General features: G+C 67.3%; 15 protein-coding genes. 10 read left to right on the top strand and 5 right to left on the bottom strand.

Annotation, left to right across the window (positions count from 1 at the left end):
• Positions 1-113 precede the first annotated feature (113 nt).
• From QUW25_RS01380 to QUW25_RS01365, 4 genes are all read left to right on the top strand, one after another.
• Positions 114-1631, top strand: a complete 1518-nt coding sequence (locus tag QUW25_RS01380) for a S10 family peptidase (RefSeq protein ID WP_289510443.1) — start codon at positions 114-116, stop codon at positions 1629-1631.
• Between the two features lie 552 nt (positions 1632-2183).
• The gene (locus QUW25_RS01375; protein ID WP_289510442.1) at positions 2184-4418 is read left to right on the top strand and encodes a class I SAM-dependent methyltransferase; all 2235 of its coding nucleotides are present in this window, start codon (positions 2184-2186) and stop codon (positions 4416-4418) included.
• Positions 4415-4801 carry a GtrA family protein gene (locus QUW25_RS01370; RefSeq protein WP_289510441.1) on the top strand — a complete coding sequence of 129 codons (387 nt, stop codon included), beginning with the start codon at positions 4415-4417 and terminating at the stop codon, positions 4799-4801. The genes QUW25_RS01375 and QUW25_RS01370 overlap by 4 nt, the downstream gene beginning before the upstream one ends.
• A 202-nt stretch (positions 4802-5003) precedes the next feature.
• On the top strand, positions 5004-6725 hold the full coding sequence (locus QUW25_RS01365) for a phospho-sugar mutase (protein ID WP_289510440.1): 1722 nt from the start codon (positions 5004-5006) through the stop codon (positions 6723-6725).
• Between the two features lie 221 nt (positions 6726-6946).
• On the opposite strand, the gene QUW25_RS01360 is transcribed toward QUW25_RS01365, so the two are convergent.
• Entirely contained in the window at positions 6947-8056 is a 1110-nt protein-coding gene (locus tag QUW25_RS01360) for a hypothetical protein (RefSeq protein WP_289510439.1), read from the bottom strand.
• A gap of 129 nt (positions 8057-8185) precedes the next feature.
• Between QUW25_RS01360 and QUW25_RS01355 the strand changes: the two genes are divergently transcribed.
• Complete coding sequence (locus QUW25_RS01355; RefSeq protein ID WP_289510438.1) at positions 8186-8620, top strand: arginine repressor; 435 nt, start codon at positions 8186-8188, stop codon at positions 8618-8620.
• 100 nt (positions 8621-8720) lie between these two features.
• Here QUW25_RS01355 and QUW25_RS01350 read toward each other — a convergent pair whose 3' ends face one another.
• Positions 8721-10994 carry a transglycosylase domain-containing protein gene (locus QUW25_RS01350; RefSeq protein ID WP_289510437.1) on the bottom strand — a complete coding sequence of 758 codons (2274 nt, stop codon included), beginning with the start codon at positions 10992-10994 and terminating at the stop codon, positions 8721-8723.
• A gap of 197 nt (positions 10995-11191) precedes the next feature.
• Between QUW25_RS01350 and tyrS the strand changes: the two genes are divergently transcribed.
• The 4 genes from tyrS to lgt all read left to right on the top strand — a co-directional run bounded on the left by tyrS (position 11192) and on the right by lgt (position 16244).
• On the top strand, positions 11192-12409 hold the full coding sequence (gene tyrS / locus QUW25_RS01345; protein ID WP_289510436.1) for a tyrosine--tRNA ligase: 1218 nt from the start codon (positions 11192-11194) through the stop codon (positions 12407-12409).
• A gap of 152 nt (positions 12410-12561) precedes the next feature.
• Positions 12562-15087 carry a U32 family peptidase gene (locus QUW25_RS01340; RefSeq protein WP_289510435.1) on the top strand — a complete coding sequence of 842 codons (2526 nt, stop codon included), beginning with the start codon at positions 12562-12564 and terminating at the stop codon, positions 15085-15087.
• 65 nt (positions 15088-15152) lie between these two features.
• Positions 15153-15389 carry a NifU family protein gene (locus QUW25_RS01335; protein WP_087226890.1) on the top strand — a complete coding sequence of 79 codons (237 nt, stop codon included), beginning with the start codon at positions 15153-15155 and terminating at the stop codon, positions 15387-15389.
• Between the two features lie 30 nt (positions 15390-15419).
• Positions 15420-16244: a prolipoprotein diacylglyceryl transferase gene (gene lgt, locus QUW25_RS01330; protein ID WP_289510434.1), complete on the top strand. Its 825-nt coding sequence runs from the start codon at positions 15420-15422 to the stop codon at positions 16242-16244.
• Positions 16245-16559: 315 nt separating this feature from the next.
• Here lgt and QUW25_RS01325 read toward each other — a convergent pair whose 3' ends face one another.
• Positions 16560-17768, bottom strand: coding sequence for a putative ABC transporter permease (locus tag QUW25_RS01325; RefSeq protein ID WP_289510433.1), 1209 nt, complete (start codon positions 17766-17768; stop codon positions 16560-16562).
• A 282-nt stretch (positions 17769-18050) separates the two neighbouring features.
• Between QUW25_RS01325 and QUW25_RS01320 the strand changes: the two genes are divergently transcribed.
• On the top strand, positions 18051-19751 hold the full coding sequence (locus QUW25_RS01320) for an ABC transporter ATP-binding protein/permease (RefSeq protein ID WP_289510432.1): 1701 nt from the start codon (positions 18051-18053) through the stop codon (positions 19749-19751).
• A gap of 255 nt (positions 19752-20006) precedes the next feature.
• Here the strand turns inward: QUW25_RS01320 and QUW25_RS01315 are convergent, their stop codons facing one another.
• Together QUW25_RS01315 and QUW25_RS01310 are read right to left on the bottom strand one after the other, a co-directional pair.
• Positions 20007-20681: a DUF1648 domain-containing protein gene (locus QUW25_RS01315; RefSeq protein ID WP_289510431.1), complete on the bottom strand. Its 675-nt coding sequence runs from the start codon at positions 20679-20681 to the stop codon at positions 20007-20009.
• Entirely contained in the window at positions 20672-20920 is a 249-nt protein-coding gene (locus QUW25_RS01310; RefSeq protein ID WP_289510430.1) for a hypothetical protein, read from the bottom strand. Before QUW25_RS01310 ends, QUW25_RS01315 begins: the two co-directional genes overlap by 10 nt.
• Positions 20921-21041 lie beyond the last annotated feature (121 nt).

Genomic DNA, 21041 nt, shown 5'->3' with positions numbered 1-21041 from the left:
CTCCAAACTCGAAACCTATAGAAAAAGGGGCCGAAGGCCCGATAGCTCAGCCTATCACTTTTGACAACCAATAGAATGGGCATATGAGTAAGGCATCGGAAAGGAGGGCACTAGTGGCAGAGGAAGAGAAGACGGCGGCCGAGAAGGGCGGCGCTGCCCAGGCGCAGACGAAGGGCTACGCAATCGTTCCGGCCGAGCGCGCAAGCGCGGTCCCGGAGGCAGCCTCGGCGCGACTCACCTGGACCGACGGCGAGAAGGTCCTCGAGTACGAGGCGCGTGCCGCGCATCTTGAGGTGCGCGACGACGCGGGCGCTCTCATCGGCCGGATGTTCTCGCTCTCGTACGTGGTGGTTGACGGGGAGGGTGCCCCCAATCGCGCCCGCCCGGTGACCTTTGCGTACAACGGCGGCCCGGGCTCGAGCTCGGTGCCCATCAACTTTGGAGGCATTGGCCCCAAGCGCGTGAGCACGGACGGCACGCGCCACGTGCGCGCGGATGCGCCGGTGGTGGACAACCCCCACACGCTGCTCGTTGACTCTGACGTGGTGTTTCTCGACGCCCTGGGCACCGGCTGGTCCGTGCTCGCCGAGGATGCCGACCCCAAGAAGGTCTTCTGCACGGACGGGGACGCCGACGCCTTTGCGCGCGCCATCTGCGCGTGGCTCACGGAGAACGGGCGCTGGTCCAGCCCGCTCTACCTCTACGGCGAGTCCTACGGCACGGTGCGCAACTCCGTGCTCATGCGCCTTCTGGGCGAGAGGGGCGTGCAGCTCACGGGCGTGGTCATGCTCTCTGCGGTCTTCAACATCCCGCAGCTGCTCTGCCCGGGCGATGACCTCTACTACCTGGGCATGATGCCCACTTACGCCGCCACGGCGCAGTTCTTTGGCAAGGCGGGAGCGGGCATGGGCGAGGACGAGTGGTTCGACCGCGCCGTTGAGTTTGCCGAGGGCGAGCTTGCGCCCGCGCTCCTGCGGGGCGACCGCCTGGGTGAGGAGCGCGAGCGTGCCGTCGCCGAGCGGATGTCCACGTTCATCGGGCTTTCCGCCGAGCACATCCTGGCTCACCACCTGCGCATTGACCTGCTCGACTTCCGCACGCACCTGCTGATGGGCGAGGGCCGCGTGTGCGGCCGCCTGGACACGCGCTTCTGCTCGGACGCCCCCTCGCCGATGCAGGGCTACGACATGTGGGTTGCGGGCGAGGACGCGGCCGACGATGCCCTCGAGGGCGCGTGGGTGCGGGCGTTCAGGCGCTTCTGCGCCGACGAGCTGGGCTACCAGGGACCGGCGCGCTATCTCTCCAACAACTACGACAAGGTCAACGCCGGGTGGAACTGGGGTCACGAGGAGCCCGGCCTAGGAGAGGTCTCCGCGCCCAACGTCTCGCTCGACGTTGCGGTGGCGCTGCGCCGCAACCCCACGTGCAAGCTCGCGATCCTGGGCGGTCGCTACGACGCGGCCACCACGTGGTGGAACGTCGTGCACGACATGAGCCGCCAGTTCCTCTCGCCGGAGCTCAAGGCGCGCGTGAGCTGGTATCGCTACGGCTGCGGCCACATGGCCTACGTCGACGAGCCCACGCTCGAGGCCATGGGGTGCGATATCCACGAGTTCTACGAGAAGCGTTAGGGCGTGTGGGCCGGGTCCGGCGAGAAGGTCCGGCGCTCAGACAGCTTCGCCGCGCAAAAGGCGCGCGGCTGCAGAACTCGCGGCGGACCTTCTCGCCGCCCCGTCGCCGGCGGCTTCTGACCGTAGTGCGGGCAGAGTGTGACACTGGCGTCAGAGCTGAGTGTCACCTGCCGAGAAAACCTCGCCTCTGTACCAGATTCTGGATGAGGTGCCGATAAAAGTCGTCCTCTGTACCACGGGTATTCTCAGTAGAGATGCCAGCGTGGTACAGAGGGCTGGTTTTGTCGGCGGGCAGCCTGGGGGCGTGGTACAGCCTCCAGGTTTTCTCGGCGAGAATCGCACTGGGTGGTACAGCCTCCAGGTTTTCTCGGCATGTGTCTCGCGGGTGTGGTACAGAGGCGAGGCTTTCTCGGCGCCATTTCCCGAATCTGGTACAGAGGCGGGGTTTTCTCGGCGCCCGGCAAGAGGCGTGGGCGATGGGATACCTGTGGAGCGGGCCTGTTCGTGGGAGAATGCTCGGGACAAGATATGTGACGGGCGAGAGGTGACCCGATGGAGTTTGTGGCAACGTGCCCCAAGGGGTTTGAGCGACTGCTGGCAGACGAGCTGACGAGGCTCCACGTGCCGCAGGTGAGGCCGCTTTCCGGGCAGGTGTCCTTTGGGGGCGAGCTGGCGGATGCGTACCGGGCGTGCCTGTGGTCGCGCCTTGCCTCGCGTGTGCTGCTCGTGCTCGCGCGCGTTGACGCCCACGACTCCGATGCGCTCTACGCGGGCGTTTCCGGCATAGCGTGGGAGCGCCGCCTCGCGCCCGGCGCAACCTTTGCGATTGACGCCCACGGCACGAACGCCCAGCTCAGAAACACGCAGTTTGTGGCCCTGCGCGCCAAGGACGCTGTGGTTGACCGCGTGGCCTCCGCCCGCGGCGCCCGTCCGATCGTTGACACCGTGCGTCCCGACCTCACCATCTCCGCGCGTCTCTCCGGCGCCCGTGCCACGGTCTCGATAGACCTCGCGGGAGAGCCGCTCTTCCGCCGCGGCTACGATTCTCGCACGGACGCGCGCGTGGCGTCGCTGCGTCCGGACTACGCAGCAGCCCTGCTCGCGGCGGGTGGCTGGCTGCGCTCGGCGGGCAACGAGCCGCCCTCGCTTCTCGCCCTGTGGGCGGGACAGGGAAGCGTGCTCGTGGAGGCCGCGCAGCTGGCGCTCGACCGCGCCCCGGGCCTGCTCCGTGCCCGCTGGGGCTTTGAGGGCTGGGCCGGCCATGACGCGGCGGCTTGGCAGGCGCTTCTGGACGAGGCGGACGCGCGGGCCGAGTCCGGCGAGAAGAACCCCTGCTCGCTGGCCGTTCTCGACGAGCGTCCCGGCGCCGTCTCCGCCTGCCGGCAGGCCCTGCGCGCCGCGGGCATCTCGCTTGAGCTCTCCTCCGGGCAGGCGTTTGCCGTCGCGCCGACGCTGGTGGTCGCCGACCTCTCGTGGATTGGCCCGGACGCGCTCGCGACCGAGGCCGCGGCGCTCTCGCGGCTCGCCGCCCATGCCGGCGTGCCCCTCGTCGCGCTCTCCCGCGACGCCGCGCCGGACGCGGCGCTTGGCTGCGAGCCAACGGAGACGCTTGAGGTCATCGTTGGGCGCGACGCGGCGAGCATCCGCACCTATCGGCCCTCGGAGACCGCCACCCGGGAGATGGTCGAGCTCCCCGGCGGCGAGCGCGTTCCCGTGCTCGTGGGGCCGTCCGACCAGTTTGCCCGCCGCCTCGCCAAGGTTGCCAAGCTCCGCGCCAAGTGGGCGCGCCGGGAGGACGTGACCTGTTACCGCGTCTACGACGCCGACCTGCCGGACTATGCCGTTGCCATCGAGCTCTTTGAGGGATCGGAGACGCCTGGCCGCTGGCTGCAGATCTCCGAGTACGCCGCGCCGCGCGGCGTTGACCCCGAGCTCGCGCGTCGCCGCCTGCTCGACGTGCTGGCCATCGCCCCGCGCGTCCTCGACGTGGCGCCCGGGGACGTGAGCGTGCGCGTGCGCACCCGCTCGCGCGGAGGCTCGCAGTATGCCGACGAGGGCCGCACGTCCGAGCGCGGCCGGCGTGACGCCCGCGCTTCTCGCCAGCCGGGGCGCGTGGAGCTGCCGGCGGGATCGCACCTGGTGGACGAGGGCGGCCTCACCTTTGAGGTCAACTTTGACGCCCGCCATGACTGCGGGATCTTCCTCGACCACCGTGAGACCCGCGCCCGCATCCGCGAGATGATGAAGCGGACCAAGGGGTCCAAGCGCTTCCTCAACCTCTTTGCGTACACGGGTACCGCCACCTGCTACGCCGCCGACGGCGGGGCGCGCCACACCACCACGGTGGACCTCTCGCGCCCGAGTCTGGACTGGGCGCGCCGCAACATGGCCCGCAACGGCTTTTCTGGCCGCGAGCACGAGTTTGTGCAGGCGGACGTCCTTACCTGGGTCTCCGAGCAGCGCCACACCAAGAACCGCTGGGACCTCATCTTCTGTGACGTGCCCACGTTCTCCAACTCGGCCCGTATGCGCAAGACGTCCTTTGACGTGCAGCGCGACCATGCCGAGCTCATCATCGGCGTCTCCCGCCTGCTCGTGCGCGGCGGGTGCGCGATCTTCTCGTGCAACCTGCGCACCTTCAGGCCGGACGTGGAGAAGCTCGAGCGCGCCGGCGTGCGCCTCACGGACATCACGGACGAGACCATCCCCGAGGATTTCTCGCGCAACCGGAAGATTCACCACGCCTACCTCGTGGAGCGCGTCGCGGTTAAGGACGGCCCGCGATGAGGGGCCTGCTCGCCCAGTTTGCCAAGTTCGGGGTCGTGGGCGCCCTGGCGGCGGTCATCGACTTTGGCCTGCTCATCGCCCTCACGGAGCTCGCCCACCTCGACCCGGTGCTCTCCGCGGCCGTCTCCTTCACGGTCTCGGTGATCTTTAACTACGCGGCCTCGATGCGCTTTGTCTTCACGCGGCGCGAGGATCTGGGCCGCGGGGCGGAGCTGACCCTCTTTGTGGCGCTCTCCGTTGTGGGCCTGGCGATAAACGAGCTGCTCATGTGGGTTGGGGCAACGGTTCTTGGCTTCCACTACGTTCTGGTGAAGGTGGGTGCCACGGCCGTGGTGATGCTCTGGAACTTCTTCTCGCGCAAGCGCTGGCTCGAGGCCCATTAGCGTCGCCGGTCCTCCTCGCCGCGCGCGTCCTGTGAACGTGGCGAGAAGAGCCTCGCGCCCGCCGAGCGCATCCCTCCGTCTGCCGCCCCTCGCCGCCCGCCCGCGTAGAGACGGGCCGGTGCCCCGCACCGCGCGAGTAGAATCTCTCTATACGTGTGGATTGGGCGCGGATCTGCCGCGCCCCGAGTAAATGGGGGACACTGTGGACGCACGCATTGAAGCTACGGTCAAGACCTGGCAGGACAACGTCAAGGACGCCGACCTTGCAGCCGAGCTCGCCGAGCTCACCAAGGATGGCAACGAGGACAAGCTCTTTGACGCCTTCTATCGCGACCTCGCCTTTGGCACCGCGGGCCTTCGCGGCACGCTCGGCGTGGGCACCAACCGCATGAACGTCTACGTGGTCGCGCAGGCCACGCAAGGCGTCGCGGACTACCTGAACGCGCACTACGAGAACCCCACGCTTGCCCTCGCGCGCGACTCGCGCAACAAGGGCGAGGACTTCCAGAAGGTTGCGGCCGGCGTGCTCGCCGCCAACGGCATCCACGTCTACGTGTACCCGCGCATCGAGCCCGTCCCCACGCTGTCCTTTGCGGTGCGCCACCTCGGCACCTCCGCCGGCATCGTGCTCACGGCCTCCCACAACCCGGCGCCCTACAACGGCTACAAGGTCTACAACGACAACGGCGGCCAGATCACGGACGAGGCGGCCGCGGAGATCTCCGCCAACATCGCCAAGGCGGACCCGTTCAACGTCAAGATCATGGACTTTGACGAGGGCCTCGAGAAGGGCCTCATCGAGTGGACGCCCGAGGAGGTCCTGGACTCCTTCATCGAGAACATCAAGAAGGTCTCCGTCCCCGGCTTCAAGGCCTCTGACGACTACTCCGTGGTCTACACCCCGCTCAACGGCACGGGCATGGAGCTCGTGACCCGCATCCTCAAGGAGATCGGCGTCGAGAAGGTCTCCGTGGTGCCCGAGCAGTCCGAGCCGGACGGCAACTTCCCCACCTGCACCTATCCCAACCCCGAGTTCCGCGAGGCGCTCGACCTGGCGCTCAAGCTCGCCGAGGAGGTCAAGCCCAACCTCGTTGTGGCCACCGACCCGGATGCCGACCGCATGGGCACCGCCATCCCGCACGGCGGCGACTACGTCCTGCTCTCGGGCAACGAGATGGGCGTCCTGCTCATGGACTGGCTCGCCACGATGGCCAAGGACCGCGGCGAGGACGTTGCCTCCAAGGTTGCCGTGTCCACGATTGTCTCGTCCTCCATGCCCGACGCGCTCGCCCGCGACTGGGGCTTTGAGATGAGGCGCGTCCTCACCGGCTTCAAGTACATCGGCGACCAGATCGACCAGCTCAAGGACGAGGGCGAGGAGGACCGCTTCCTCATGGGCTTCGAGGAGTCCTACGGCTACCTCGTGGGCACGCACGCCCGCGACAAGGACGCCATCGTCGCCACGATGCTCTGCGTTGAGATGGCCTCCTACTACGCCGAGAAGGGCATGGACCTCTACGAGGCCATGGACGCCCTCTACCAGAAGTACGGCTACTATCTCAACGGCACCGTCAACGCGTCCTTCCCGGGTGCCGCGGGCGCCGACAAGATGGCCGGCATCATGGACGGCCTGCGCAAGAACCCGCCGACCGAGATCGCCGGCTACAAGGTCCTCGGCATGACCGACTACGCCACCGGCCCCGAGATGCCGCGCGTCTCTGGCCTGCAGAAGGAGGCCGCGCAGGTGCTGCCGCCGGCCAACGTCATCGAGTTCCGTCTTGAGGACGACAACAAGGTCATCTTCCGTCCGTCCGGCACCGAGCCCAAGGTCAAGGCATACCTCTTCTCAAAGGGCGCCACACGCGAGGAGTCCGAGGCCGTGCGCGCCAAGCTCGAGGCCGCGTCCAAGGAGATCCTGTCGTAGCACGCTCTCAGACGTAGGGGAGGCCCCGTCGACTTCCACGCAGGACTGCGCTTCGCGGAAGATCCTGCTTAGGAAGTCGACGGGGCCTTCGTCTGTTAATCGGCGGTCTGTGACAAGGGCGACGGGGTTATGACAAAGGTGACAGGGTAGATTGTCACCATGAAACCCATGGTGACAATCTACCCTGTCACCTTTGTCATAACCCCGTCGCCCTTGTCAAGTTACTCGGCGGCGGTGTCTGCCTCGGTACCCGCGTCAGCGGCGCTGAGGGCGTAGAGCGTGGTTGTCGAGGAGGCAAGGGTCGCGGGGTCCCAGGGGCGCGCGCTCACCTCGGGGGAGGTGGGGTCGTAGACCACAAGGGAGCCGTCCTCGTTCTCGGAGACCACGATCACCCAGTGGGCGGCATCCGTGAGCGAGCCCGCGCTCGTCTCGATGAGCACGTAGGTGCCCGCGTCGAGCACCTGGCTCAGGTTATCGGCGTTGGAGGTGTAAGTCGAGCAGGACAGGCCAAGGTCGGCGAGGCCGTTCTCGAGGAACTCGCCGGACATGCCGGAGACCTCGTCGGTCTGCTCGGCCTCGCTCACCAGCTGGGCCATATCGGCAGGGGTCTTGTCCGCGCTGCCCGTGAGACCCATGTAGGCCATCGAGAGGGCCGTCGGGCCGGACCCCGTGATGGCGAGCGGGCGGCCGACAAAGTCAACGGCGCCCCAGCGGGAATCCCAGCAGTAGAGCTCGGGGACGGTGCCCTCGGTGACGGAGTCCTCGTAGGGCTGGGCGGTCTTCTCGGCGTCAGGGTAGGCGGCAACAAAGTCGATGGCCTCGGGCTGGCTCAGGGCAAGCTCGAGAAGGCCCTCGTCGGCGTACTTGTCTGCGTTTGCCGCAATGCTGGCGAGCTTCTCGCCCCTGTTGAGCGCGGCGGAGAACTCGCCCGTCAGTTCCTCGCTCACGCCGGCGGCAACGCGGGCGTCAACGGGGTTGGCGTCGGAGGCCTGCTGGTCGGCGGAGCAGGCGCGCATGCAGCTGGAGATGCCCACCACGAGCAGGATGACAAGAACCACGGCCAGCGCGCCGAGGATGAGCAGGCGGCGGTTGCCGAGCGTTCTTCTCGCCCGGCCGCTCTGGAAGTTGATGCTGCGCTCCCGCAGCGGGTAGCCGGCGCCGCCGCGCGAGGGGGGCTTGAGGCCGCTGCCACGCGAGGACGTGCCCCGCGGGCCGTGATACGAGCCGCCAAGCGTGGTGCGCGGACGCGATCCGCGCGAGCTGCGACGGGACAGGTCGACGGATCGTCCCGAGTCCATGCGAGGCCTGTCGCCCCTATCGCCGTATGACATGATGCCTCCGTGAGACGTGCGCAAACGTGCTATCTATCGAATGATAATCCCTAGGGACATCATCTTCTTACTCATGCCTGAGTATAATCGGGGAGTGGTATTCGTGGAAATCTATCAACTGGAGGCTGTTTGATGAGGCGGAGGAGCAACCGTCAGGACGCCATCCGCGAGATCGTGAGGGAGAAGTCCATCAGGACCCAGCGCGCCCTCGTGGACGAGCTGCGCGCCCTGGGGTTCTCCTGCACGCAGGCAACAGTCTCCCGTGATGTGGCCGACATGGGCCTGCGCAAGCTCTCCGAGGGCGTCTACGTGCTCGCCGAGGACCTTCACCTGCAGCGCATGCTCTCCGAGTTTGTGTTGAGCGCGGCGCGCGCCGAGAACCTCGTCGTCGTGAAGTGCCAGCCCGGGACCGCCTCGGGCGTTGCCGCCGCCATCGACGACGCGGACCTGGCCCACGCGCTGGGCTCCGTGGCGGGAAACGACACCGTCCTCGTCATCGCGGAGTCCGCCGAGGGTGCCGTCACACTTCAGGACCTCATCGAGAAGCTCGCGGACACGCGCTAGGAGAGCCCGCGCGCGTCGCGCTGACAGTGAGTAAAAAAACGGGGCCGGACGCAGCGAGAAGAACTGCGTCCGGCTCCGTTGCCGTAACGTGAGGCGAGCCCTACGGCGTGGTGGTCGTCGTCCCGTCGGTGCTCGGGGTGGTGGGCTCCGTCGGCGTGGTGGGCTCGGTGGGAGTCGTCGGCTCCGTCGGCGTGCTGGGCTCGGCGGGCGTCTCGGGCTCCGGAGTCGTGGGCTCCGTCGGCGCGGTCGGCTCGGAGGGAGTCTCGGGCGTCGTGGGGGTGGTGGGCTCCGTCGGCGTCGTGGGCTCAGCGGGCGTGGTCGGCTCGGTCTGCTCCGGGGTCTCGGGCTCCTCCTGCGTGGGGGCCTGCTGGACTGGCTGCTGGTAGGTCGGCTGCTGGTAGGTGTAGTTCCCGTTGAGGCTGTCGTCCGTGCCGCTGAACGTCCACGTGCTGTTGGGCTTGTAGGTTGCCTCGTGGTCCGAGGTGGGGAACTCCTCGCGCTCTACGCCGTCGAGCACCTCGTTCATGTAGTCGCACCAGATGGGCTGCGAGGTGTTCTGCGTGGTGCCCAGGGCGCCGTTGATGTAGATGGTCTCGCCGGTCTTGCTCGGGTCGCCCACCCACACCGCGGTGGTGAGCTGTGGTGTGAAGCCGCAGAACCAGAAGTTGTCGGCGTAGTTGGAGGTACCGGTCTTACCTGCCGTGGGCTGGTTCTGGTAGAAGTGGCTCGCGACGTACCAGCCGGTCTGGCCGGACTTGGTGACGCCCTCGAGGACCTCGATGGCGTCGCAGGCAACGGCCTCGTCGATGACCTGCTCGGAGTCGTCCTCGTGCTCGTAGACGATGTTGCCGTTGCGGTCCTCGATCTTGGTGATGGCGATGGCGTTGCGGTGCACGCCCGCGTTTGCCAGCGTGGAGTAGGCCTCGGCCATCTCGAGTACGGTGACCTCGCTCGTGCCGATGATCATGGAGGGGTTGGTCTCGCTGATCTCGGAGTCGATGCCCATGAGGTGCGCCGTCTCGGCGACCTTGTCCAGGCCGATGGTCATGCCCACCTGCGCGTAGCCGGTGTTGGAGGAGAGCGCCGTGGCCTGCGCGAGCGTTAGGATGCCGTACTGGTTGTTGTTGTTGTTTCTCAGCAGGTAGCTGGGCGTGATCTGCATCGGGGAGTTGCAGTTGAGCCTGACGGTGGGGCTCATGCCCTCGAGCATGGCGGCCACGAGCGTGAACATCTTGAACGAGGAGCCGGGGGAGCGGCGGGCGGTGGCGAGGTTGTACATGCTCTCGCCCTCGCCGTTGCCGTAGTACTGGCCGCCGACCATGGCCACGATGTGGCCGTTGGAGTTGTCAACCGAGACGAGGGCGCTGCGCACGTCGTCGTTGCCGAAGCTCTCGACGCGCTCGAGGCAGGCCTCCTCGGCGGCCTTCTGCTTGTCGGGATCGAGGGTGGTGTAGACCTTGAGGCCACCCTGCTGGACGGTGTCCGTGGAGAAGTCCTGGAGCAGCAGGTCGCGCACGTAGTCCGTGAAGTACGGGTAGTCGCTCGTGGAGTCCGTGAGCTTGCCGGGGTTGAGCGGGATCTCCTCCGCCACGGTGGCGTCGTACTCCTCCTGCGTGATGGTGCCGGCCGAGAGCATGCGCTCCAGGACGATGTTGCGGCGCCACTTGCAGCTCTCGTAGTTGGCAAAGGGGTCGTAGGCGGTGGGGGAGTTGGGGATGCCGATGAGCGTGGCGGCCTCGTTCAGGTTGAGGTCCGAGGCGCTCTTGTTGAAGTAGGTGATGGCGGCCGCCTCGATGCCGTAGGCGCCGTTGCCGTAGAAGATGGTGTTGAGGTACATGTTGAGGATCTGGTCCTTGTTGTACGTCTTCTCCATCTGGATGGCGATGTAGGCCTCGCGCACCTTGCGGCGCAGCGAGCTCTCAAACTGCTCGTCCGAGAGGACCGTGTTTCTCACGAGCTGCTGGGTGATGGTGGAGCCGCCCTCGGACCCGCCCGTGAGCTGGACCACCACGGCGCGCATGATGCCCTCGATGTCGATGCCGTTGTGGGAGTAGAAGCGCGTGTCCTCGGTGTCGACGGTGCCCTTCTTCACGTAGTCAGAGATCTGGTCGAGGTCAACCGAGCGGCGGTTCTGCAGGTAGTAGGCCACGATCTCATTGCCGTCCGCATCATAGACGCGTGTGGGCTCCGCAACGAGGAAGGCGTCGGCGGAGGTGTAGTCCGGCAGGTCCTGGAGCCACGACGTGACGACGGCGCCCAGCGAGAGCGCGAGCGTCACGATAAGAAGCGCTATGAAGCCGAACACGCCCGCGATGCCAAAGCCCACGAAGTGGGTCTTAGAGTGCGCGCGAGCCCTGCGGGTCCTGATCCCCATGTACTCCTCCTGTTCAGGGAGCATCCGTCCACAGTCGAGCAACATTATAGGTGCTGCGCGCCCGCCCTTCTCGCCGCGGCGCTACGACGTGTTGAGACGGTGAAAAAGCTGAAACGCTGCGGTGCGCCCAGCGGCACGGATAACCTGCTATCCTAATTGATTGCAGGAAATACGAGAATGCAATGGAGGAGAGATCGTTGCTTCCAGTTGACGAACAGCTCAAGGTCATCACGTCCGGCACGATGCAGATCGTGCCGCTCGAGGAGCTCAAGAAGAAGCTCGAGAAGGGCACCCCGCTCAACATCAAGCTGGGCGTTGACCCCACGAGTCCCGACCTTCACCTCGGCCACGCCGTCCCGCTGCGCAAGATGCGCCAGTTCCAGGACCTGGGCCACAACGTGACGCTCATCATCGGCAACGGCACCGCGCTCATCGGCGACCCGTCCGGCCGCGACTCCACCCGCCCGCCCCTTACCGAGGAGCAGGTGGAGGCCAACGCCAAGACCTACGTCGAGCAGGCCATGAAGGTGCTCGACCCCGAGAAGACCCAGATCGTCCACAACGGCGACTGGCTGAAGGGCCTGAACCTCGCCGAGATGCTGAAGCTCATGAGCCAGTTCAACGTGGCCCGCATCCTCGAGCGCGAGGACTTCCACAACCGCTACACCGAGGGCAAGTCCATTGCCCTTCACGAGTTCATCTACCCGGTGCTGCAGGCCTACGACTCCGTTGTGGTGAAGGCGGACCTGGAGATGGGTGGCAACGACCAGATCTTCAACCTCCTTGCCGGCCGCGACCTCATGCGCGCCATGGGCATGGAGCCGCAGGTGGCCCTCACGATGCCGCTTCTGGTGGGCACCGACGGCCACAAGAAGATGTCCAAGAGCTACGGCAACTACGTCGGCCTCACTGACGAGCCGGCCGACATGTACGGCAAGGTCATGTCCATCACGGACGAGCTGGTGCCGCTCTACTGGCGCCTGTGCTCCACCGCGGACATGGACAAGCTCGACGCCATCGACGCCGCCTTCGCGGACGGCTCCGCCGACCCGTACGCGCTCAAGCGCGAGCTGGCGGCCAACATCGTGGACCTCTACCACGGCGAGGGTGCCGGCGCCGCGGCGAGCGCTGCCTTTGACGCGCAGTTCAAGCGCGCGGAGGCCCCCGCGGAGATGCCGGAGTTCCCCGTGAGCGTGGCCGAGGTCAACGACGAGGGCAAGGTCTACTTGGGCAAGCTCCTCGTTGAGGTGGGCATCGCCAAGTCCGCCGGCGAGGCCCGTCGCCTCGTGGACGGCGGCGGCGTCAAGATCAACGGCGAGCCCGTTGCGCCCAAGTGCTACAACGTCGACCCCGCGCTCCTCTCGGCAGGCACCACGGTCCAGTCCGGCAAGAAGCGCTGGGCGCGCCTGGTGTAGGTTGTCTTCTCAACGGGCGGCTTTCGGACGGTTTGGGTATGCGGATCGTCCGGAAGCCGCCCGTTTTTCTCGTTACCTTGGTTATGGGCAAGATGCGGACGCTTTGGCGAGAAGAACCGTCCGCATGCCACCCGTAAGAAAGAAGTGAGCTCATGCCCCGACGGACCACCTTCCTTGAGGCCCACGGCGTGCCGGAGCTGCTGGCGCCCGCCGGCGGACCGGAGCCGTTCAACGCCGCGCTCGCGGCCGGGGCGGACGCCATCTACTGCGGCCTAGGAAACGACTTCAATGCCCGTCGTGGGGCCAAGAACTTTGACGACGAGTCGTTTTCCGCGGCGTGCCGTCGCGCCCACCTGGCGGGTACGCGCGTGTACGTGACCGTGAACGTGGCCATCTCAACCGAGGAGATGCCGCGCGTGCTGGAGCTCGTGCGCCGCGCGTGGGGGCTGGGCGCTGACGCCTTCATCATCCAGGACTGGGGCCTCATGGCGGAGGTCCGCCGACGCTGGCCCCAGATCGAGACGCACGTCTCCACCCAGGCCAACGTGCACGACGCGCGCGGCGTGGCATGGTGCCGCGACGTGTGGGGGGTGGACCGCGTGACCCTCTCGCGCGAGCTCTCGCTGACCGAGATCTCGCGCATCGCGGAGGAGGGCGTTGAGCTGGAGTGCTTTGGGCACGGCGCGCTCTGCTTCTGCTACTCGGGCGTGTGCCTCATGAGCTCGCTTGCCGGCGGACGGTCCGCCAACCGCGGGCTCTGCGCGCAGCCGTGCCGCCTGCCCTACGACCTGGTTGACGAGGACGGGCGGGTGCTCGAGATCCCGGGCGTGGCCACGCAGGGGCTGCCCGAGAAGAACCGCGGGGTGGGCGGCACGCGCCTGCTCTGCCCCAAGGACTACTGCACCGTGGACCACCTCGCGGACATGCGCGACGCCGGCGTGGGGTCGCTCAAGGTGGAGGGGCGCATGAAGGCACCCGACTACGTGTTCTCCGTGGTGGGGGCGTATCGCGACGCGCTCGACGCGCTGGCGGCGGGCGAGAAGGACGAGGGCTCGTCGGCGGCGCTCCACCGCAGGCTCAAGCGTGCCTTCAACCGCGACTTCACGGACGACTACCTCTGGGGGCGCTCGGGCAACAAGATGATGAGCTACGAGCGCTCCAACAACCGCGGCGAGGTCGTGGGCGAGGTCGTGGGGGCACGCGTGCTCGAGGACGCCGTTGTGCGTCGCGGGGGCGGCTCGGGCGGTCGCGAGCGCCTGCGCCGGCACACGCGCGCGGACGTTGAGGTGCGCCTCTCCGCTCCGGTTGGCGCGGGCGACCTGCTTGAGATTCGCCCGATTGACGACCCGACGCAGTTCCTCACGGCGCCCGCCCCGGAGGACGCCGCGGCAGGGGAGAAGATCACGTGCCGCGCCGCGCGCCCGATGCCGGCGGGCTCGGTCGTGCGCGTCATTCGCTCGCAGCGCGCGCTCGACGACGCCGCGCGCGTGGCCGACAAGGACGTGGTGCGCCGCCGTCCCGTGCACGTGCGGGTGACGGCGCGCCTGGGCGAGCCGTTTAGCGTAGAGCTCGAGTGCGCCGACGGAGCGGCCTCGGCGCGGGCCGAGGGCTTTGTCGTGGAGGCGGCCCGCACGCGCCCGGTCGACGAGAAGGACCTCGTCGAGCACGTGGGCCGCATGGGGCAGAGTCCCTTTGAGCCCGTGAGCTTCTCGGTTGAGCTGGACCCTGGCTGCGGCATGGGCTTCTCGGCAGTGCACAAGGTGCGTGCCGAGGCGTGCGCCCGTCTGGAAGAGGTCCTTCTGGCCCCCTATGCCGCCCGTGATTCAAAAGGGGACAGTCCCCTTTTGAATCATTTTGCTGCCGCGCCCGCGTCCACGGTTGGGGAGCCGTGCGTGTGCGCGCTGGTGACGACGCCGGAGTGCGCCGAGGCGGCGCGCGCGGCGGGGGCGTCGCGCGTCTACGCGCTGGCGGACGACCTTGCCGAGGGCTCCTGGCCCGAGGGCGTCGTCCCCTGGCTTGACGAGATCTGCCGCGAGGTCGACCACGCCCGCCTGGACCGCTTTGTTGCCCCGGGCGATCCCGTTGCCGTTGGCAACGTCTCCGAGCTGGCGCTCGCCGCAGAGCGCGGCGCGGCGCCGGAGGTGCGCTCCTGCATCCCCGTTCACAACACGAGCGCGCTCGCCGCGCTGGAGTCCGCGGGCGCGGCGGGCTTTTGGCTCTCGCCCGAGCTCACGCTCGAGGAGGTCTGCGCGCTCGCCCGCGCGGCCTCGGTGCCCGTGGGCCTCTCGGTCCTGGGCCGCGAGCGCGTGATGACGAGCGAGCACTGCGTGCTGCAGGCGCTCGGCCGTTGCGTCCACGACTGCCGCCGCTGCGAGCTGCGCCGCCAGCACCTCTCCCTGCGCGACATCGACGGCCGCGAGCTGCCCGTGCGCACGGACGTGAACGGGCGCTCGAGGATCTTCTCGGCAAGCCCACTCGACGCCACACCACAGGTCGCGGAGCTTCTCGCCGCTGGCGTCACGCGCCTCATGGTGGACGCCCAGCTCATGGACGCGCCCGAGGTCGGCCCCGCCGTCGAGCGCGTGGTGCGCGCCGTGGAGGCCGCGCGCGAGGGGCGTCGTCCCGCGCAGCGCCTGAGCGGACACACTTCCGGGCATCTTTTTGCCGGCATTGGGTAACATGTTCCACGGAAAACCAAACTGCCCGACGGTCGTGCCGCGCGGGCATCGAGAAAGGAACTCACATGGCCGTTGACCGCGCACTTCTCGACGCAACCCTCGACGTCATCCGTCAGAGCCTCCAGGCCGACGGCGGCGACGTGGCCCTCATTGACGTGACCGATGACGGCGTGGTCACCCTGGAGATGCAGGGCGCCTGCGCCGGCTGCCCCCTCTCCAGCCTGGACATGTCCGAGGGCATCGAGCGCATCCTCATGGAGCACGTCCCCGGCGTGACGCGCGTCCAGCCCGCCGCGTTCTAGCGCGGGCGAGAAGGACGGGCGGAGAAGAACGTGTTTCTCGACGACCTCTACCACATGCTCGACCCGGTGGCCTTCTCGCTGGGCCCGCTCACGGTGCGCTGGTACGGCATTGCGTACCTGCTGGGCTTCATCTGCGCCGGCATTGTGATGTGGCGCACGCAGAGGCGCTGGAAGCTGGGACTTTCCGTTGACGACGTCTTCTCCATCGTGATTGGCGTGGTCTTTGGCATCATCATCGGCGCGCGCCTGTTCTACGTGATCTTCTACATCTGGGGCGCGGGGCTCTCCCTCTCGAGCCCGCTCGAGATCTTTGCCACCTGGGAGGGCGGCATGAGCTTCCACGGCGGCCTCGTGGGCGCCGTCATTGGCGGCAGCCTGGTGTGCCGGCACTACGGCATCTCCATTCCCACGATCTGCGACCTCGGCGTCATTGGCGCGCCGCTCGGCCTCTTCTTTGGCCGCTGCGCCAACTTTGTGAACGGCGAGCTCTGGGGCAAGGAGACCGACCTTCCCTGGGGCGTGATGTTCGAGACGGGCGGCGGCGTGTACCGTCACCCCTCCCAGCTCTACGAGGCCGTGCTCGAGGGGCTCGTGATCTTTGCGGTGCTGTACGTGATGTCGCGCCGCGTGCCGCCGCGCCCGCAGGGCACCTTCATGGGCACGTTCCTCGCGCTCTACGGCGTGTTCCGCTTCCTCGTCGAGTTTGTCCGCGTGCCGGACGCCCAGCTCGGCTACCTCTTCGGCCCCATCACGATGGGCCAGCTCCTGAGCCTGCCGCTCGTGATTTTGGGCGTGGTCGTCTTGGTGGGCGCGCATCGACTGGCGCGACCGCAGACGGGTTACGTGGACGGCTGATACTGTGGTGAATCCTGGCCTTGTTTTGGCCCTCGCGCAGGTAGCCGCCTGAGCCCAACGGGAAGTTTTGGGCAAAAGGTTTGATGCACCTCCGGTCTTGTCATCAAACCTTTTGCCCAGTTTCCCCTTAAAAGGGCCAAATGAGGTCCTTCTCGCCGCTTTTCTCGGCATTATCAAGTACTTAAATAAAACTTGTTGCCCACTATCGACGAGAAGGACCTCGGAGCGGCCATTCTCGCAGCGCGCGTTGGCGAGAAACCCAAAACTTCCTTTTTTGTGCGCGTAGTGCGGCGTTTAGCCCGGCGCGCTACCGCCTTACGCCGCGCGGGCGGAGTCCTCGGGCGTGATCGTCATGGACTGGAAGCGGTGCTGCATATAGGCGTCGTCATAGTGCTCGGCGTAGAACTCCTCGACCGGCGAGGTGGGTGGAAGGCCGCTCTCGCGCTGGTACCAGCACTCGAGGGACTGCAGCGTCATGACGCCGTTCACCAGCATGAGGATGGCGCAGAGCGTGGTGAACGAGTAGCGCGCCTGCCAGGGGATGAGGTTGATGAGCTTCAAGAGCCACGGCAGGCAGAACTTGATCCACACAAAGCCGAGCGCGCCCCACATGCACATGAAGAGCGTCGAGGTGCGTCCGCCAAAGAGGATGGCGATGGGGTCCGGGAAGAGCCCAAAGATCGTGGAGCCCGAGTAGTCCCAGGCCACGGCGCCAAAGCCCACCTGCATGAACCAGGAGACCGCCGCCTCAAAGAGCCCGCCGATGACGGCGGAGACCAGGAAGATCACAACAGGGTTGGCGCGATAGAAGCGGTTGAGCGCAACCGTCATGAGCACGGCGCCAAAACCGTAAATGGGCGAGAAGGGCCCGTAGAGCATGCCAGCGCGGTCCTGGTAGACGCCCGGGTCAACGACGACCATGTGATAGACGGTCTCGATGATAAGACCAAGTACGCAACAGACCACAAAGACCCAGAACAGGTTGAAGAAGTCGAGCTCAATGAAGCCGCGATCGCCCTTGGCGCGCCCGAGCGTGCCGGCCTCGGCGGCCTCCTCGGTCTCCATGTCGCGCAGCTTGCGCTGGAGCTGGCGCTCCGTGATGAGCGTGGGGTCGATGGTGGCGGAGATAATGAGAAGGACCACGAGCCGCACGCCGTCGTAGATGAGGTTGTCGCCAAAGCCGTTGAGCATGATCTCAAGGATGAGGTTGACGACACCTACGCCGAGCAGGGCGTACGCAATCTGCGCCACGTGTCGGCGGCGGTTCTTGAGCACAAGCACGCCAAAGGCGACGTAGCCGACGGCGGCTATGACTGACGTCACGATCTGGATGATGGTGAGCGTCATTGTGAGCGTGACGTCGTGGCTCTCGCGGAAGAGCGCCACGCCATACTGCGCGAGCGGAATCGCGACGAGCGCCACCAGCGCAAGCACCGCCGCAGCCGTGATGAGACAGTAGACGCCGTACACCTTGAGGATTATTGAAATCCTTTTGCTCTCGGCGGGGACGGTACCCTCGTTCATGTGGACTCCTTTATGGGAGGCGGCTGCAATACGTCCATCATACCCTCACGGTGCGCCCGCCATACATGATACTGGCGTCAGAGCTGACTGTCACGCGGGCGGTTTGCCGAGAAGAACCGTCCGCAAGTCGCCCGTTCCTCTCGCCGGCGCAAAGGGATGCGAAAAGTTATGACAGGTTAACAATTGCGGTACGATAGTTTACTCTGGTTAACAGATTTCCGGCAATCGAGAGGGAAGCGGATGATGATCGACAGGCGGCTCATTGGAACGGTGCCGCAAAGCATGAGGTACGTGGGTGCGAGCGTGGCGTGTCAGTGGGTCTCGCTTGTGGCAAGCATCGGCATGACCCTCGTTGTCTCCAGGACGCTTGGCCTGCTCTGGGCCGGCGCGGCGGGCGAGAAGGACCTCGTGTCCCTTGCCATCGTCGTGGCAGTGACCGCCGCCGTGCGCTCCGTCGCCGCCATGGGCTCCGCGCGCATGGGGTTTCTTGCCAGCCGTGAGGTAAAAAGCACGCTGCGCCACCGCATCTACGGGAAGCTCCTGCGCCTGGGCCCGAGCTATCGCGAGGGCGTGCGTACCTCAGAGGTCGTGCAGGTGGCCGTGGAGGGGTGCGACCAGCTGGAGACCTACTTCGGCGCGTACCTGCCGCAGTTCTTCTACGCGCTTCTCGCCCCACTCACGCTCTTTGGGGTGCTCGCAACCGTGAACGTGCCGGCGGCCGTGGTGCTGCTGGTGTGCGTGCCGCTCATCCCGGTGGCCATCGCCGCGGTCCAGACCTGGGCAAAGCGGCTGCTCGGCCGCTACTGGGGCCAGTACACCGAGCTCGGCGACACGTTCCTGGAGAACCTCCAGGGCCTCACCACCCTCAAGGTCTACCAGTCCGACGAGTTCAAGCAGGCCGAGATGAACGAGCAGGCCGAGAAGTTCCGGCGCATCACGATGCGCGTGCTCACGATGCAGCTCAACTCCATCACGATCATGGACCTCGTGGCGTACGGCGGGGCGGCCGCCGGTGTGGCGGTGGCGCTCACGCAGATGGCCGCCGGTGCCGTTGACCTGGGAGGATGCCTCGCCATCATCCTGCTGGCGGCGGACTACTTCATCCCCATGCGCCAGCTGGGGTCGTTCTTCCACGTGGCCATGAATGGCATGGCGGCGAGCGAGAAGATCTTCCGGCTGCTGGGCCTGCCGGAGCCGCCGGCGGGCGGCGTTGCGTTTCCGGGGCGTCGTGACGTATGTGCGCATGACCTGCGTTTCTCCTACGATGGTGAGCGCGAGGTGCTCTCCGGCGTGAGCCTCGACGTGACGGCCGGTGGCTTCGTGGCCGTGGTGGGCGAGTCCGGCTGCGGTAAGTCCACGCTCGCGGCGCTCCTACTGGGGCGGCTGCGCGGGTATCAAGGTTCGCTTACGGTGGGCGGCGTGGAGGTGGGCGTGCTCGACGCGGCCGACCTGCTCGCCCACGTGACATACGTGGGCCACGAGAGCTACCTCTTCAAGGGTACGGTGCGGGAGAACCTGCTGGTCGCGGCGTCGGGCGCGGGCGACGACGAGCTCTGGGCCGCGCTCGAGGCCACGCGCCTGGCCGCCTTCCTGCGCGGCGAGGCCGGGCTGGACACCATGCTCGCCGAGCGCGGCTCCAACCTCTCCGGCGGCCAGCGGCAGCGCCTCGCCATCGCCCGCGCGCTGCTGCACGCCACGCCGGTCTACGTCTTTGACGAGGCGACCTCCAACGTGGACGCGGAGAGTGAGGACGCCATCATGGCCGCCGTGCGCGGGCTTTCCGGTCGCGCGACGATACTTCTCATCTCGCACCGCCTCGCCAACGTGGTGGACGCCGACAAGATCTTTGTGCTCGACGACGGTCGCGTGGTGGAGCGCGGGCGCCACGACGAGCTCGTGGCCGCGGGCGGCCTTTACGCCCGCCTCGTTCGCATCCAGGCCGAGAGCCTTGGCTGGAGCGTCGGCAGCACGGGAGGCCGCTGAGGCCGGCGGGCCGAATGGCGGGTGGGCCGCCCAAACGAACAGTCCCACGGGCGGATCCCCCCGCCGCCACCCTCTCCCGGGCCAAGCGATGAACTGCCTTGAGCGGAATCAGACATCGTCTGTCCGGCCTACCAAAATGGCGGCGCCCCGCGAGGAACAAATCCACGGGGCGCTACGCTTTCCGATGGGCTGGGGCGCTGGGGCGGCGGGCGCCTGGGGGTCAGGTCTCCTGCGCGGACGAGCTGGCCGCCGGCCCTACCTGAGCAGGACCTCGACCACCGCGACGAAGGCCGCGACCGCCGCGACGAGCAGCGCGACGAGCCCCCACGACCTGGGGTTGCCCCAGTTCATCGCCCAGCCCACGCCGAAGCGGCGGGGCACCACGACGGAGGGGTCCTCGCGGTTCACGTAGAAGACGCCGAGGTGCCACCGCTCGTCGTCATCGTAGTCGAGCGCGCTCGACGCCGTCATGCGCCGCAGGAGGCGCGACCCTGCCTGTCCGTAGACGAGCGAGACGGCGAGGTTGGGCAGGATCGCGCCGATGATGATCACGATGAGCGCCACGAGGGACTGGTCCGAGCTGACCACGCCGGCGAAGGCGAGTGGCATGATCGCAATCGACATGGTGATCACCAGGCCCGTGACGAGCAGCGCCGCGCTCTGGGCGCGGGCGAACGCGCCGTAGGCGATGGCGGAGGCGACGGGGTGCTCGGGCGAGGCCGGCCGGCGGCTCCTCAGGATTTGCCAGTGCGACGTGGTGAGGCACAGCGCCATGAACGCCTGGACGGCGAGCGGCATGGCGACGACCTGCCAGCCCTTGTCCATCCAGTTGTCGACCGAGCCCGCGGCGTCGAAGTGCACGGGAACGGGGTCGGGCATCCGCGGGTAGAGCGCGAGCGCGAGGGCGAGCGTCGCCAGGATCACGGGCACGTGGAGGAGAGCGCCAGGGTGGCGACGGCGGATGCGGCCGAGATGGCGAGGACGCTGGCGAGGAAGATCCGCCGCATGCGCCGGATGCGGGGGTCTGCCTGCGCCGTTTCCGGCACGCTCACCGCGAAGGCCTCGCGCCCGCGGGTGAGCCAGGGCGTCGCGGCGATGAGGTAGCCGGAGAGGAAGGTGATGAGCGCCATCGACGCGTTGGTGATGAGTGCTATGAGGTCAGGCGACATGTGCGCTCCCTAGTCCAGGTTCTGTGCGGCGCGCTCTGCGGCCGCAAGAAATGCGTGCCGGGTGCCGCCGCTTGCCTTGAACTCGGTGGCGAGCTTGGCGAGCGCCGCCGCGAGGGCCGCC

The sequence above is a fragment of the Thermophilibacter provencensis genome (assembly GCF_030372065.1).
Classification (GTDB): Bacteria; Actinomycetota; Coriobacteriia; order Coriobacteriales; family Atopobiaceae; genus Thermophilibacter; species Thermophilibacter provencensis_A.
This window is presented reverse-complemented; position numbering and strand designations above follow the sequence as displayed.

Excerpts from the sequence above, each read along its gene's own strand:
- QUW25_RS01375 (WP_289510442.1), top strand. The coding sequence starts at position 2,184 with ATGGAGTTTGTGGCAACGTGCCCCAAGGGGTTTGAGCGACTGCTGGCA.
- QUW25_RS01370 (WP_289510441.1), top strand. The coding sequence starts at position 4,415 with ATGAGGGGCCTGCTCGCCCAGTTTGCCAAGTTCGGGGTCGTGGGCGCC.
- QUW25_RS01360 (WP_289510439.1), bottom strand. The coding sequence starts at position 8,056 with ATGTCATACGGCGATAGGGGCGACAGGCCTCGCATGGACTCGGGACGA.
- QUW25_RS01350 (WP_289510437.1), bottom strand. The coding sequence starts at position 10,994 with ATGGGGATCAGGACCCGCAGGGCTCGCGCGCACTCTAAGACCCACTTC.
- QUW25_RS01340 (WP_289510435.1), top strand. The coding sequence starts at position 12,562 with ATGCCCCGACGGACCACCTTCCTTGAGGCCCACGGCGTGCCGGAGCTG.
- QUW25_RS01335 (WP_087226890.1), top strand. The coding sequence starts at position 15,153 with ATGGCCGTTGACCGCGCACTTCTCGACGCAACCCTCGACGTCATCCGT.
- QUW25_RS01325 (WP_289510433.1), bottom strand. The coding sequence starts at position 17,768 with ATGAACGAGGGTACCGTCCCCGCCGAGAGCAAAAGGATTTCAATAATC.
- QUW25_RS01320 (WP_289510432.1), top strand. The coding sequence starts at position 18,051 with ATGAGGTACGTGGGTGCGAGCGTGGCGTGTCAGTGGGTCTCGCTTGTG.
- QUW25_RS01310 (WP_289510430.1), bottom strand. The coding sequence starts at position 20,920 with ATGTCGCCTGACCTCATAGCACTCATCACCAACGCGTCGATGGCGCTC.